Origin of the sequence: Parasphingorhabdus sp., assembly GCF_965233695.1 — a bacterium.
Taxonomy (GTDB): domain Bacteria; phylum Pseudomonadota; class Alphaproteobacteria; order Sphingomonadales; family Sphingomonadaceae; genus Parasphingorhabdus.
In genome coordinates this window covers 859296-874440 of the sequence record NZ_OZ247497.1, presented here as the reverse complement: position 1 = coordinate 874440, position 15145 = coordinate 859296, and the positions used below count along the sequence as shown (strand labels likewise).

Here is a 15145-nt window from a genome sequence, read left to right as displayed (position 1 = left end):
TGCGGATTGTCGGTTAATCTGATGCCCTTGTCTGAAATCCCGCCTATTTTATTAGCTTCCTACCGTGGGAGCGGCTAAAGATCCGCCATGGGCCTGACCGCGTATCGTTGCTGCCTTTTCAAGTTGCTGGTTGGAATTGTCCTTGCGGCGTTGCATCTTGTTGGCTTCCTGAGCCTGTCTTCGCCGTTACAGGCGCAGCCTATCGACAGCGATAAAACACAACCAGTGCCGCAGCAGCCTGAAACGGCAAACAATATTGCGGAAAATGAACCGCTTGACCCTGATAAGCCGCTCGCCGAGTTTCCCGATTTTGGTGTCGATTGGCCCGATCTCAGTGAGCCTGATAAGGATGCCGAACAGCTCGAACAGGTTCCAGAAACGCCGCGCGATCTGGAAATGGATCGCCGGCTTGCCGAAGAAGAAATTGCCGAGATTGAGGATGATTCGATCCGGCAAGAGGCCGAGGCTGAATTGGAAGAAGGCATTGCTGCAAGCTTCCTGCCCGCCGATTCCATGTCCGAACACGACTATACGGTAGGTTTTGCTGGCTTGCCGGAAGGTTTGGATGAGAGTTTCAACACCCGCTTTCAAATTTTATCGGCGCTTGATCAATATAAGGGCGAAGAAGCCAATTTCGCGCAAATCAAGAGACGTGCTGAGGCTGACCGGGAATTGGTGGAGCGCTTGCTACGCATCAGCGGCTATTATGATGCGATCGTTCTCAACCGTTTTGCCGAAAAGCCGGGCGGTGACATAGTTGTAACCTTTGCGGTGACGGCGGGACCGCAATACCGGTTGGATGCTGTTAGCCTCACCGGCGTAGATAAGGCAGAAGGCGAAGACCCGAAAAGACTACGGGAATCCTTTGGTCTGCAGTCCGGAGATATCATCAATAGTGACGCAATTGTGGAGGCAAAGGCCAGGCTGGACACCGACATGGCGGAAAGTGGTTATGCTTTTGCCGAAAGCAGCCAGCCGGAACTCACCATCGATCATGCCGAGCGTGAGGGTGACCTGGATATCATCGTCACCCCTGGCGGCAAATATGTATTCGGTTCCATATTGCTGGAGAATACAGAGCTTTTTGGCCCCGAACATGCCGCGCTAATTGCTCGGTTTGACGAAGGCGATCTCTATCAACTGTCCGAAGTCGAAGACTTTCGCCGGGCTCTGATCGCGACTGGCCTGGTATCGACAGTCACGTTGGAACCCGTCGCTTCGGAAGACAAACCTGGTGTTGTCGATCTGGCGACGAATATCACACCGGCACCGCTGCGCACCATTTCTGGCGCAGTGGGCTATGGTACCGGTGAAGGCCTGCGTTCCGAAGTCAGTTGGGAACATCGGAATATGTTTCCACCGGAAGGATTGATCCGGTTGACCGGAGTGATGGCGACACAGGAACAGTCAGGCAGCATTACCTATCGTCGCAACAATTTCCGGCGGCGAGACAATGTGCTGAATGGGCAAGTGGCACTGAGTAATGTCGATAACTCGGCTTTTGAAGCACGAACCTTTTCTGTCTCCGGCAGTATCGAACGGCAGAGCAATCTGATTTTTCAAAAGAAATGGAACTGGTCAGCCGGTATTGAACTGCTGGCATCGCAAGAACGCGATATTGACGGCGACAACCAGACGACATCGCGCGAGACGTTTTTCATCGGCGCATTACCAGCGAATCTGGCTTATGACGGCAGTGATGACTTGCTGGATCCGACAACCGGGTTTCGGTTGAGCGCGCGCATATCGCCAGAGGCTTCACTGCAGTCCGGCAGTTTCTTTTATGTGCGCAGCCAGATTGACGGCAGCGCCTATTTCCCGGTTTCAGAGAAAATCGTACTGGCCGGTCGTGCGCGATTTGGTTCTATCGTTGGTGCTGGCAGCAACCGGATTGCGCCGTCACGCCGGCTCTATTCCGGGGGCGGTGGTTCGGTTCGCGGCTTTGGTTTCCAAAGGATCGGACCGCGCGATGTGAATAACGATCCTTCGGGCGGACGCTCCCTTGTCGAATTCTCGCTCGAGGCTCGCGTCAGGCTGGATTTGTTCGGCGGAAATTTTGGTGTGGTGCCGTTTATCGATGCTGGCAATGTCTACACGGAGTCTTTGCCTGATTTTTCCGGGTTGCGTTACGGAACAGGCCTGGGTGTGCGCTACTATAGCGACTTTGGTCCCATTCGTGTGGATGTGGGTACGCCGATCAATCCGCAACCGGGAGATTCACGGATCGCCGTCTATGTTTCCCTGGGGCAGGCATTCTGATGGTTAGCGAGGAACCGGAAATCACTCCCCCATCCGGCAAAAAACGCTTCCGCGTGCGCCGAACAATTTGGAGCGTGTTGGGAACAGCGGCGCTATTGTTCGCCATCATTCTTGTTGGCGGTGCCTTTTGGCTGGACAGTGATAGCGGGCATGAATTCATTATCAGCGAGATTGAAGCGCTGGAGCCCGAAGATGGATTGCGTATTCGCATCGGCGCTATCGACGGTTCAATCTATAACGAGATGGAGATAGTTGACCTTGCGCTGGCCGACCCCAAAGGCGTTTTTTTTGAGGCTGGCAGCGTCGCGTTGGACTGGAGCCCGCTGGCCTGGATTTTCAATGAGCTGAATATTTCCGATGCCGTGGTTTCCAAGGCCCGGTTGAAGCGTCTCCCTGAACTGCTGGATACCCAGCAGGATGCGCCTCTGCTTCCCGATTTCGATATTTATCTGGGGTCTTTCCGCGCCGATGGTCTGGTTCTTGAGGAACCCGTCATTGGCGAAGAGCAGCGCGCTGATCTGGAAGGGGCGGCGGATATCCGTTCCGGTCGGATCATGGTGACGCTGGACGCTGCGACAACCCGTAGCGGTGACAAGATCATCCTTAGTCTGAACGCAGAACCGGATCGCGAAAAGCTTGATCTCAATGCAGAAATCACGGCCCCGGCGGAGGGTGTAGTCGCGCGTCAGCTTGGATTGAATCGGGACTATGCGATCACACTTGCCGGCGAAGGCGATTGGACGAAATGGGATGGCAGCCTGCTGGTGAACAGTGCCGAACAATCGATGGCCGAACTGACACTGGAAGCGCGTGATGGGCTGTTCGGTTATGACGGCAATATTGAAGCAGATCTGTTGCCCGATGGCATTGCAGCAAAATTGGCTGCGCCGCGGTTGGCGGTCAATGGCAACATGTCGGTTGAAGACCGGTTGGTGCAACTCGATCTCGCCGCTCGCTCCGCCGTCATTGAACTGACGGCCAAGGGTGGGATTGATCTTGCCCGCAACGCGCTGGATGCTTTGCGAATAGAGACGGCGGTCCGCGATCCTTCGGTATTGGCGGCGAGCATGAAAGCACAGGATCTTGAACTAAAGGCATTGCTCAACGGAAAATTTTCGGAATTGCGTTACCAATATTTGCTGACCGCACCGCAAATCGCGTTTGGCAAAACCCTGCTGACCGGCGTGCAGGCATCCGGAGAAGGTCGCCGCGATCCTGATGGTTTCTATATTCCGGTTGAATTGGCGGTTGGCTCGATGATCGGCAACGGGGAGCTGCTCAAGCAGCTCTTATCCGGCTTTAACGGGCAGGCCAATTTGCGGTTGGAGCAAGGACGATTATTTACCGAAAACGCGGTAATCACGACAGATAGCGCGCGGGCTACGGCCGACATAGAAGCACGGCTGGCGACGGGCGAATTTGCAGTTAACATCGATGCGCAAGCGCCCGGCTTTGCCGTGAATGGTGTCGGGATTGCCGATATCGTGGCGGATATGGAAATTGGCCCCCGTGCTGGTGGCCTTGCTCTCGATGGGACAGTGACGGCAAATTTGCGGCGGTTCGACAATGCTTTCCTGAGAGAATTGGGCGGCGGTCTTCCAAAGGTTAAAACCGGTTTGGTTTTGGGCGCAGACCGCAAGTTGCGTTTTCCCAATTTGAATATCGAGGCGCCCAAGCTGCGCTTTAGCGGCAGCGGGGTGCAGCAAACTGCGACAATATTCGAGTTTTCCGGGCGCGGCGATCACGATCAATATGGCGCTTTCCAACTCGACCTTAACGGTCCATTGGCCCGCCCCGAGATAGCAGTTTTGCTCGATAGCCCGCTGCCTGCTGCTGGTCTTTCAGCCGTGCAGGTAAATCTTGATCCTGTCGAAAATGGCTTTGCCTTTACAGCCGCTGGCGGCTCCACATTGGGCCCATTTGCCGGTAACGGAGCAATCGTAACGGTCGCGGGGCAAGAAACGCGTGTCCGGTTCGACCAGCTCAAAGTGTCGGATACAATTGCCACCGGGGTTATCCTGCCCACTGCTTTGGGACTTGCCGGCAATCTTGCCATTAGTGGCGGCGGTGTGAACGGGAATGTCTTGCTGGAACCCAGCCAGAACCGCCAATTGATCCGGGCAAAACTGACCGCCAATAATGCCCGGTTCGATGGTGAGCCACCGATCCTTATCCGCACCGGTGCGCTAGATGCCGATATCGTCTTGATTGACGGACAGTCTGACATTGATGTGACCGTGCGTGCGCAAGGGATAAGCCGTGGTGACCTGATTGTCGGCCGGATCGCCGGAAATGCAAAGCTGATTAACGGGACTGGCAATGCCACATTCTCTGTCGCCGGCACGCGGGGCAGCACTTTCAATTTCCAGGCCAAAGCCGATATCAAGCCAGACCTTTATGTCATTTCCGGCAATGGGCTGTTTGAAGGCCGCACGCTGCGGCTTGTCCGCCCACTCGAACTGCGCCGCATTAGTGGTGGCTGGTCTGCATCGCCGACGACATTGAGCTATGGCGGTGGCAGTGTACGCATTTCCGGTGAATGGGGCAGCGGCGTATCGCGACTTGATATGACGCTGAAGAAAATGCCGCTGACACTGATAGATATTGCGGCGCATGATTTGGGCCTCGGCGGGGAAGCCAATGGCACGGTCAAATTGACTCAGACCGGTTCGCAAATGCCGGTCGGTGAAGCGAAGCTCAATATAAAAGGTCTAACTCGCTCTGGATTGATCCTGACATCAAGGCCGATCGATCTGGGTTTGAATATAGCGATATCAAACCGCAACGCGGCTGCCCGCGGGATTATCCAGTCGCAGTCCAAGACAATTGGCCGCTTTCAAGGGCGTGTTACCGGTTTCGGCAACGGAGACTGGCAGGATGAATTGCTACGTAGCCCCTTGTTTGCACAAGCGCGTTTCAACGGTGCCGCCGATGCCCTGTGGCGGCTGACCGGGGTCGAAACATTTGATTTGACGGGGCCATTGGCGATCAGCGCCGATGTTGGGGGAACGCTCGCCAATCCGCAAATAAGCGGCCAGCTACGGACCAGCAACGCGCGTCTGGAGAGCGGCCTGACGGGCACCGTTATTTCCGGTATCAAGGCACAGGGTGAATTTGATGGTTCGCGTCTGGTGCTTCCCAATATTACCGGTTCGACCAGGGGCGGCGGTTCGGTGAGCGGTTCCGGCAATTTCAATTTCGCGGTTGCACCGGGCGAGGGTATAGGCATCATGCTGGACCTCAATGCCGAAAACGCCCGACTGATTGCCCGTGATGATTTTGCTGCGACAGTAAGCGGACCGATTCAAATCCGCAGTTCAGCTGATGGCGGTCTGATTTCCGGTGATGTTACTTTGAACCGCAGTTTCTTTCAATTCGGCAATGCCAGCGAGAGTGTGGTCTTGCCACAGGTCAAGGTTCGCGAAATCAATCGCAGGGCTGATGAACGCCCGCCGGTTGTTCGCAGCCGTCCGTGGCGATTTGCTCTCAATGCGAATGCGCCCAATCGCCTGCAGGTTGAAGGACTCGGACTGGACAGCGAATGGCGGGCCAATCTGAAAGTGTCCGGCCCAGTCGACAATTTTGCGATGGTTGGCAGCGCAAATCTTATCCGCGGTAACTATACATTTGCCGGTCGCCGCTTTCAGCTGGAGCGCGGGACCATCCGCTTTGTTGGTGACCAGCCACCCAATCCAATTCTGGATATCGAAGCGGAGGCAGACTTGACTGGCTTGAATGCCACAATCAATGTCACCGGACGCGGCAACAGCCCGGAAATCGCCTTTAACAGTGTGCCGGCCCTGCCAGAGGATGAATTGCTATCGCGCGTTTTGTTCGGAGCCTCCATCTCTGATCTCTCTGCGCCAGAGGCAGTGCAGTTGGCGGCGGCGGTCGCGTCGCTCAATAGCGGCGGTGGGCTGGATCCGATTAACCAGCTGCGCAAGGCCGTTGGCCTTGACCGGCTGCGCATATTGCCGGCGGATATTACAACCGGACAAAGCACTTCTATTGCAGCGGGCAAATATATTACACGCAGGGCCTATGTGGAGCTGATCACCGATGGCCAGGGATATAGCGCAACACGTCTGGAGTTTCAGATCACCCGCTGGTTGTCGATACTATCCAGCATTTCCACCATCGGTCGACAAAATGTAAACATACAGGTTTCGCGGGATTATTGATATTCTCATTCAAGTTTGGTCAAAGCCCATCCTTTAAAGGCAGCGCCTATTCTAATAAGGCATTGTCAATCTGCTGGACAAGCAAGTCCCGAGCATAAGGATTATACAGGCGGATATTTGCATTGAATCGTGGACTGCAATTTGTGGAGATGATTTGCCCATCCGGTTTCATCTGACCACCAAATTCCATCGGTGCCTTCAACCGGAAATGAGATGGCGAGTTCTCTCCCTTGGGCACGCCATATTTCTGTCGTGTCTCATCAGCAAATTTATGGCAGTTGGGAAACGTTCGCTGCATCCAGGGGACGTTACTGGGAAAAAAAACAACTGACGTAACGACGGTTTCATTAACGAACGGCATGAAGCCGATTACTAAATGGCCGTTATCGTTTTCGAAGCGCAGTTCAGCGGTTGACTGATAAATTTCGAATTTTTCTGGATCCGCGCTTTTGATTGCAACCAATTGTTCAAAGCTGCTGTGATATTTTAGCGGAGCGCCTTCTCCACCAACTTGTTCAAAGTGCTGCGCTTGCATGGCGGCGCGGACTTGCGTTTCTGTCATTTGAAGCGAGAGTCCCTCCAGCACGAGACGTTCTGGTTCATCGGCCAGAGCCAAAGTGCTGGAAAAAGCAAATGCCGCTGTAGCGGACAATAAAGCCGGAATCAGTTTCATTGGCGGATGCTCCTTTGGTAACCAGAAGCATGGGCAACCTGTCAGGTTACTGAACCGACAGCTTTGTTGATGCCCTGAACATTAAAAAGCCCGGAGCAATTTCTTGCCCCGGGCCTTTTGATCCAATGTGATCGGTAGGATCAGCTCGAATAGTACATGTCGAATTCGACAGGTGCCGGTGTTGTTTCCAGACGGCTGACTTCTTCCCATTTCAGCTCGGCATAAGCATCGATCTGGTCTTTGGTGAAGACATCGCCTTTGAGCAGGAATTCATGATCCGCTTCCAGTGCTTCGAGTGCTTCGCGCAGCGAACCGCAGACGGTTGGCACTTCGGCCAGTTCCGCTGGCGGCAGGTCATAGAGGTTTTTGTCCATCGCGTCACCGGGGTGAATTTTATTCTCTATGCCATCAAGACCAGCCATCAGCAGTGCTGCTGCGCTGAGATACGGGTTGGCCAACGCATCCGGGAAACGGAATTCAACACGCTTCGCTTTATCGCCTGCACCGTAGGGAATACGGCAGGAAGCGGAGCGGTTACGGCTCGAATAGGCCAGAAGTACCGGTGCTTCAAAACCAGGAACCAGACGCTTGTAGCTGTTGGTCGTGGCGTTGGTGAAGGCGTTACAGGCCTTGGCATGTTTGATCACGCCGCCAATATAGTGAAGGCACATTTCCGACAGGCCGGCATATTCATTGCCTGCAAAAAGCGGCTTGCCGTCTTTCCATATCGACATGTGGGTATGCATGCCGGAGCCGTTATCATCCTTGATCGGTTTTGGCATGAACGTCGCGGTTTTGCCATAGGCATGGGCAACCTGCTGCACGACATATTTGTACACTTGCGTGCGGTCAGCAGTTTCGGTCAACGTACCAAAGGTAATGCCCAGTTCATGCTGCGCAGCGGCCACTTCGTGGTGATGCTTGTCCATCGGCAGACCCATTTCCATCATGGTTGCAACCATTTCGGCGCGAATGTCCATGGCGCTGTCTACGGGCGCGACGGGGAAATAGCCGCCTTTGGCGCGCGGGCGGTGTCCCATATTGCCGATCTCATAATCGCGTCCGGTATTTGTGGGCAGCTCGACATCATCAATTTTATAACCGCTACGGTCATAACCATCCTCGAATTTCACATCGTCGAACATGAAAAACTCCGGCTCCGGACCAACGTAGACAGTGTCACCAATGCCAGTCGATTTGAGATAGGCTTCGGCACGCACAGCGGTAGAGCGGGGATCGCGGCCATAGAGCGAGCCATCGCCTGGCTCGACAATGTTGCAGACCAGAACCATCATGGGCGTTGCTGAAAACGGATCCATATATACGGCATCGAGATCCGGACGCAGGATCATGTCGGATTCGTTGATCGCTTTCCAGCCTTCGATGGATGACCCATCAAACATGAAGCCTTCTTCCAGCACATCTTCGTCAACAACATCGGCGCACATGGATAAATGCTGCCATTTGCCACGCGGATCGGTGAAACGCACGTCGACCCACTCGATCTCATGTTCCTTGATCATTTTCATGATGTCTGCGGTAGTATTGCCCATTATTTCGTCCCTTGGTTTGTTTTGGAGTTTGGTTTGTTGAATTGAAAAAATTGAATGAAGTCTATGCCTTGCAGTACAGCGTTAAATCGCGTCGCTGTCGCGTTCTCCGGTACGGATGCGTAGTGCCGATTCGACCGGGATGACGAAGATCTTGCCATCGCCGATCCGGCCTGTTTGGGCGGCGGTCGAAATGGCTTCTACAACCCGTTCCGCGAGATTGTCATCCACGACAACCTCCAGCTTCACCTTGGGCAGGAAGTCCACAACATATTCAGCGCCGCGATAGAGTTCGGTATGGCCTTTCTGACGGCCAAAACCTTTTGCTTCGGTGACTGTGATGCCGGATACGCCGACCTCGTGAAGCGCCTCTTTAACTTCGTCGAGCTTGAATGGTTTGATGATCGCTTCGATCTTTTTCATTTTAAAGTCCTATCCCTGTATTTTGGTCGCGTTACCTTATACTCTGGCATGCGGATGCAACACCAAAATCGGGCGCACTTGCCCGCTACAATTCAATTACCATGCCAGATTGGAATCGTGAAAAGAATCGCTGGTAATCTGCTAAAGCCAAACGAAGACAGTTTCAATGCCGCCCAAAAAACAGGCATTTTTGAGCGGACCCGCCTAAATATTAGGCAGCATCATTGGGTCCCGCTTACCGACCGATCGGGGCGCTTAGGTCTGCGACATTGGCCTTGGTCCAGTTAGACCGGTCAATGACATAATGCCGCAATGCTTCGACGTCATCGGTTTCCAGCTGCGATGAAAAACTGACCATGCCATGCTGTTTCAGCGCTCCTCCGGTGATGATTGATGCCCAGGCTTCTTCGCTCGCCAGGGTGCCGGATATTCGCAAATCAGGCGTGAACCCATTGCCCACTGCGCTGTCGCCATGACAGACGAGGCAGAAACGGCCATAGAGGGCCTTACCCTCGGCGACTTGTTCCGGCGTGCCGGTTGGCTCTGGCGGATCCCAGACAACTTCGCTTTTCTCTGGCACGGCGGGCAAAGTCGTCTTGCCGCCCAGCTTCATGACAACCAGCCGCGGAATATTGGGAACGGTGCGCGATGCCCCGCCCGCAACACCGGCAACCAAGGGAAAGGCCCCGCCTTTGCTGGTCAGGAAAGCGACATATTGCTCGCCATCGACCATATAGGTTGAAGGCGCGGCAACGATGCCGGATTGCATATCCATGCTCAAAAGCTCTTCGCCGCTATCGGCGGCAAAGGCTTTAAACAGGCCAACGCTGGTGCCTTGAAAAACCAGATTGCCCGCTGTTGTCATCGTCCCGCCGTTCCAGGCTGCGGGATAATCAACGGACCAGGCGACCTTGCCGGCTTTAGGATCAAAGGCAACCAGCTTGCCGGTTGTGGCAGCTATAGCGGCTTTATAAACGTCTTTGTCATCGGGCAGCTGGCCAATTGCCCAGCCAATACCGACATTAAAACCCAGCCGCTCGCGCTTCTTGTCGAGATCAGAGGTCGGCACTTCATATCCCTGCGGGATTTGCTGGGCCGGAATATAGACGAGACCGGTCTTCGGGTTATAGCTCATCGGATGCCAGTTATGCGCGCCGAGAGCGCCGGGAATCGAGACAAACGGTTTGCCGGTTTTATAAAAGCGCGCCTCGGGATTTTCGATCGGGCGGCCGGTATCCAGATTATATCCTTCTGCCCAATTGATATTCTCGACAAATGGTTCTGCGCTCATCAACCGGCCATTGGTCCGGTCGATAACAAAGAAAAACCCGTTTTTCGGCGCATGGAAAAGCACTTTGCGCCTTTCAGTGAGGGCTGTTTTTTCTTCACCTTCTGCGGTCTCTTTGGGCCAGTCAATCTCGGCAATGATGATATGTTGTGTGGCAGTATAGTCCCAAGTCTCGGCAGGTGTTTCCTGATAGTGCCAGAGATATTTGCCCGTATCGGGGTTTACCGCAACGATGGAAGAGAGAAACAGATTATCACCCTCGCCGCCGGAACGCAGTCCGTGGTTCCAGGGATTGCCATTGCCGACGCCGAAATAGAGTTGATCAAGTTCTTTGTCATAGACAATGCTGTCCCAGACGGTTCCGCCACCGCCGGATTCCTTCCACTCGCCATCGCCCCAGGTTTTGTTGGCGGCTTTGGCAAAAATTTCGTCGCTGGCCGCGCCATCCGCTTTGCCTTCGGGATTGGGGACAGTGTAGAACCGCCATTTCTGCGAGCCATCAGATACATTATAGGCCGTGACATAGCCGCGCACGCCGAATTCGGCGCCGCCATTGCCGATAATGACCATATTTTTTACCACCCGCGGTGCGCCGGTAATCGTGTAAGGTTTGCTGTTGTCAGTGGTCTGTTTTTCCCACAGCCGCGCACCCGTATTGGCATCCAGTGCAATCAGGCGGCCATCAATCGTTCCGAAGAACAGCTTGCCGCGCGAAATGGCGACGCCGCGATTGACGACATCGCAGCAGGCATCCACCGCTTTTTCGCCCGGCACTTCAGGATCATAGGACCACAGTTCCTCACCGGTTTTCGCGTCATAGGCAAAAACCTTGGACCAGGCGGTCGAGATGTAAAGCTTGCCATCAACGACAATCGGGGTTGCTTCCTGCCCGCGGGCATCGGGCAAATCCTTGAACCAGGCGATGCCGAGTTCCCCGACATTGCTCTCATTGATCTGATCGAGAGGACTGTGTCGCTGTTCTTTGGCGTTAAAGCCGATATTGTTCCATTCAGCATCAACAATTTCGGTTGATACACTGTTGTCATCTGCGGTCTGGTTCTGGCAGGCGGCCAGCAAACATGTTGCAAAAAATAATCCTAAACGACGCATCGTCAATTCTCCCGAGCTGGCTAAACCTTCATGGGTTCCACCTGATTTAACTGACTAGCTAAATTTAAGCGCTGCGGTCAAGGCTGATGCACGTTTAAGCGTTAAGCGTAAGGCGGACAGTCCAGACCGGCAGGGCTCTTGGTGAATATCTCGCAGCCGGTTTCGGTAATGCCGATGCTATGTTCAAATTGGGCCGACAAAGAACGGTCACGGGTCACGGCTGTCCAACCGTCTTCGAGCATTTTTACCGCATATTTGCCGATATTGATCATCGGCTCGATGGTGAAGAACATGCCGGGGCGCAGTTCCGGTCCCGTGCCCGGGCGTCCGGCATGGACAACCTCTGGTGCATCATGGAACATCTGGCCCAGACCATGGCCGCAAAAATCGCGGACGACGCTATAGCGGTTTCCTTCCGCATGGGTCTGGATCGCGTGCGCGACATCGCCCATGCGGTTGCCCGGCTTGGCTTGTTCGATGCCGAGCATCAGGCATTCATAGGTAGTCTGGACCAAGCGCGCCGCCTTTACCGGGGCCTTGCCGATGATGAACATCCGGCTGGTGTCACCATGCCAGCCATCGACGATGACGGTCACATCAATATTGACGATGTCGCCTTCCTTGAGTTTTTTGTCCCCGGGGATACCGTGGCACACGACATGGTTGATCGAGGTGCAGCAGCTATGCGTGAATCCGCGATAGCCCAGTGTTGCAGGGACAGCGCCTTCGCGAAAAGCATGCTTGCGCACCATATCATCAAGCGCGCCGGTGGTTACGCCCGGCACCACGTGGGACACCAAGGTATCGAGAATTTCGGCGGCCAGCCGTCCGGCTTTGCGCATGCCTTCAAAGCCTTCCGGGCCGTGGAGTTTGATCGCGCCTGTCCGGCTCTGCGGCGTGGCATCTTCTACGGTAAGATAATCGGTCATAGCTGATATATAGCGGTTCCCGCCTGATTTGGCGATACCAGAAATATGGCAAGCATTTGGCTAAAATTAACGCCCTTCTTCTATCAGCCAATTCCGATATTGGAATATTTTCGGGACCTTGATGCGCAACAAGTTGAAACTCTTGCTGATCCTGTTTTCGGTGCTGCTGGGCGGCATGGAAGTGGTGCGCCGGATTGAGGCACTGGTCCGGCCGGATATCCAGATTGCCGGATTGGCAGCCTATGCTGTGTTGTTTCTGCTCTGTGTGGTGAGTGCCGCCGGTGCGGGCTTCTTTTTGCGCGCCTGGTTGCGCTGGTCTCTTGCCATAGCATTTGCCGGTGCCGCTTGGATTGTTGACGGTTATCAATGGGTTGTCGGTGATTTTATGACCTACGACGCGTTCGTCACCATGACGCAAAGCGCGGGAGATCTGGGCAGCGCTTTTGATCAGCAAGCCGAGATCATGCTGATGGCTGCAGGCAAAGCGGTTTTGCTGTTGCTTGGCATTGGCTTGCGACCGGCATTGCCTATCCCCTGGGCTGGCCGGATTGCCAAAATCGTTGCCATACCTTTTCTGGCGATGCTGGTTCTGCTGCTCTATTTCCGCGGCGGTGAAGGGGCCAGCGGACTGCTCTCGGCACATGGCGGGCTCAGCTTCGGCCTATTGCAGGGATATGAGCTGGTTCGATACCCAAATGGTGAACGCGAGACCGTGACGATTCCCAAAAGCGGTGCGAAACTATCCGGTGATATCATCCTGATTATCGATGAAAGCATTGCCGGTGCCTATCTCGATATCAACAGTCCGAATGGTGTGTATTCGGGGTTAGATCGCCCCGCTTCGCCGGTGCCGATACACAATTTCGGTCTGGCGGCGTCCATTACCCATTGCAGCGTCGGGTCCAATCTGTCGCTGCGCTATGGCGGGACACGGTCCAATTATCTGGAGATGGCACGTTCTGGTCCGGCTATCTGGGCCTATGCCCGAACGGCGGGTCTGGAGACGATCTACATTGATGCCCAACGCACCGGTGGAGCCTACCAGAATCAAATGAATGATGCAGAGCGTCAGTGGATTGATCAATGGGATCAATTTGACAATGTCGCCGTCATGGACCGCGACCAAGCGGTTGCCGACCGTCTGACCCGCTATCTGGAAGACGGCAAGCCGCAGTTCATTCTGGTCAACAAGGTCGGCGCCCATTTTCCGGTCAACGACAAATTCCCTGACAGCCATGCCCGCTACCAACCCATGCTGGAGCGCCGCCAATATGCAGATGTGACCGACATGCGAGCGCCCGATGCGCTCTACAGCCGTGCCGGTAACTGGCAGCGATACCGGAACAGCTACCGGAATACATTATCCTGGAATGTCGGAGCCTTTTTCGACCGCTTGTTTAACCAAGCCCAGCTTGATGGCGCGACGATCATATATACCGCCGACCATGGGCAATTTTTGCATGAACAACCAGACAGCGGCGCTGCTACGCATTGCACCCCGAATCCCGAGATCGAAGAAGGGGTCGTGCCGCTAGTGGTTATCGGGGGACCCGACAAGGGAAATAACAATTGGCGACAAGCAACCAAAGCGCAGCACAACCGAACGAGTCATTATCGCATATTCCCGACCTTGCTGTCGCTAATGGGTTATGAGCAGCAAGCCATACAGGGCGTTTATGGCCCCGACCTGCTGTCGCCCGAAGCGGACCCTTATACTTTTAATATTCGCTATAATGCCCGGTTGGGCAGCAGCCCGATCTGGAAAAGCATATCAGTGGAAAACGTCGCGCAGCCGCCGCTCTCTGATCATGCAGATATAAAGCGGACTGCTGCGCCATAGCCGCGCGTCTCGACAGACTGGCGTAAGGCTTGATGGAATAGAAGTCGAGCATCGGGGGGATCCGGCTATCATTTCTGGTCGCGGGGACATGAAATCGTTGATGATTCCCGCAACTGCTCTATATCCAGCGCGATGACCTCATCCCGAATTTACACCGCCGCCCTCATCGTCATTGGTGACGAAATCCTCTCTGGCCGGACCCAGGACAAGAATATTGCGCAGGTCGCCAAGTGGCTGAATGTGCAGGGGATTAGATTGGGTGAAGTGCGGGTCATTGCCGATGACATGGACGCGATTGCCGAAGCGGTAAACATCCTGCGCGCGCGCAATGATTATCTCTTCACCACCGGCGGCATCGGCCCAACCCATGATGATATTACGGTCGATGCGATTTCCAAGGCGCTCGGCGTCGATGTGATTATCCACCCGACTGCGCGCGCGATACTGGAAAAATATTATGCCGATAAGGGCGGGATCAACGAAGGCCGCCTGCGCATGGCGCGTGTGCCCGATGGTGCCGAACTGATCGAGAACCGCATGTCCGGCGCGCCGGGGATCAAGATTGAAAATCTCTTCCTGATGGCCGGCGTGCCGCATATTACCGCCGGCATGCTCGACGCGCTGACCGGAACATTGGAAGGCGGCGCGCCCCTCTTGTCCGCAACATTGGGCGCCTGGGCTCCGGAGAGTGAAATTGCCGATGTTCTGACTGCCGCCGAAAACGCGCATGACGGCTGCCAGATCGGCAGCTATCCGTTTTTCCGCAATGGGACAGTGGGCGCAAATTTTGTCGTGCGGTCAACGGATGCGGGAGATTTGGCAACCTGCACAGCGGCGCTCAAAACCGGATTGGAAGAGGCCGGTTATGAAGTGACCGAGGGCGGGATATAAG

At 54.7% G+C, this 15145-nt stretch carries 9 protein-coding genes; 4 read left to right on the top strand and 5 right to left on the bottom strand.

Annotated features, from left to right (window positions below):
- Positions 1-87: 87 nt before the first annotated feature.
- Both ACO6S1_RS04045 and ACO6S1_RS04040 read left to right on the top strand, forming a co-directional pair.
- A complete protein-coding gene (locus tag ACO6S1_RS04045) occupies positions 88-2259 on the top strand; it encodes an autotransporter assembly complex protein TamA (protein ID WP_422345048.1) in 2172 nt (723 codons plus the stop codon).
- Positions 2259-6440: a translocation/assembly module TamB domain-containing protein gene (locus tag ACO6S1_RS04040; protein WP_422345047.1), complete on the top strand. Its 4182-nt coding sequence runs from the start codon at positions 2259-2261 to the stop codon at positions 6438-6440. Before ACO6S1_RS04045 ends, ACO6S1_RS04040 begins: the two co-directional genes overlap by 1 nt.
- Before the next feature lie 46 nt (positions 6441-6486).
- Here the strand turns inward: ACO6S1_RS04040 and ACO6S1_RS04035 are convergent, their stop codons facing one another.
- The 5 genes from ACO6S1_RS04035 to map form a co-directional block, all read right to left on the bottom strand.
- Positions 6487-7113 (bottom strand): hypothetical protein, encoded by a 627-nt coding sequence (locus ACO6S1_RS04035; RefSeq protein ID WP_422345046.1) that lies wholly within the window; start codon positions 7111-7113, stop codon positions 6487-6489.
- A 140-nt stretch (positions 7114-7253) separates the two neighbouring features.
- Positions 7254-8666 (bottom strand): type I glutamate--ammonia ligase, encoded by a 1413-nt coding sequence (gene glnA, locus ACO6S1_RS04030; protein WP_422345045.1) that lies wholly within the window; start codon positions 8664-8666, stop codon positions 7254-7256.
- A gap of 81 nt (positions 8667-8747) precedes the next feature.
- Positions 8748-9086 (bottom strand): P-II family nitrogen regulator, encoded by a 339-nt coding sequence (locus ACO6S1_RS04025; protein WP_108811770.1) that lies wholly within the window; start codon positions 9084-9086, stop codon positions 8748-8750.
- Between the two features lie 235 nt (positions 9087-9321).
- Complete coding sequence (locus tag ACO6S1_RS04020; RefSeq protein ID WP_422345044.1) at positions 9322-11484, bottom strand: PQQ-dependent dehydrogenase, methanol/ethanol family; 2163 nt, start codon at positions 11482-11484, stop codon at positions 9322-9324.
- Between the two features lie 101 nt (positions 11485-11585).
- Positions 11586-12413, bottom strand: coding sequence for a type I methionyl aminopeptidase (gene map, locus ACO6S1_RS04015; RefSeq protein ID WP_422345043.1), 828 nt, complete (start codon positions 12411-12413; stop codon positions 11586-11588).
- Positions 12414-12534: 121 nt separating this feature from the next.
- Between map and ACO6S1_RS04010 the strand changes: the two genes are divergently transcribed.
- Together ACO6S1_RS04010 and ACO6S1_RS04005 are read left to right on the top strand one after the other, a co-directional pair.
- A complete protein-coding gene (locus tag ACO6S1_RS04010; protein WP_422345042.1) occupies positions 12535-14253 on the top strand; it encodes a sulfatase-like hydrolase/transferase in 1719 nt (572 codons plus the stop codon).
- 132 nt (positions 14254-14385) lie between these two features.
- Positions 14386-15144, top strand: coding sequence for a competence/damage-inducible protein A (locus tag ACO6S1_RS04005; protein WP_422345041.1), 759 nt, complete (start codon positions 14386-14388; stop codon positions 15142-15144).
- Position 15145: the final 1 nt, after the last annotated feature.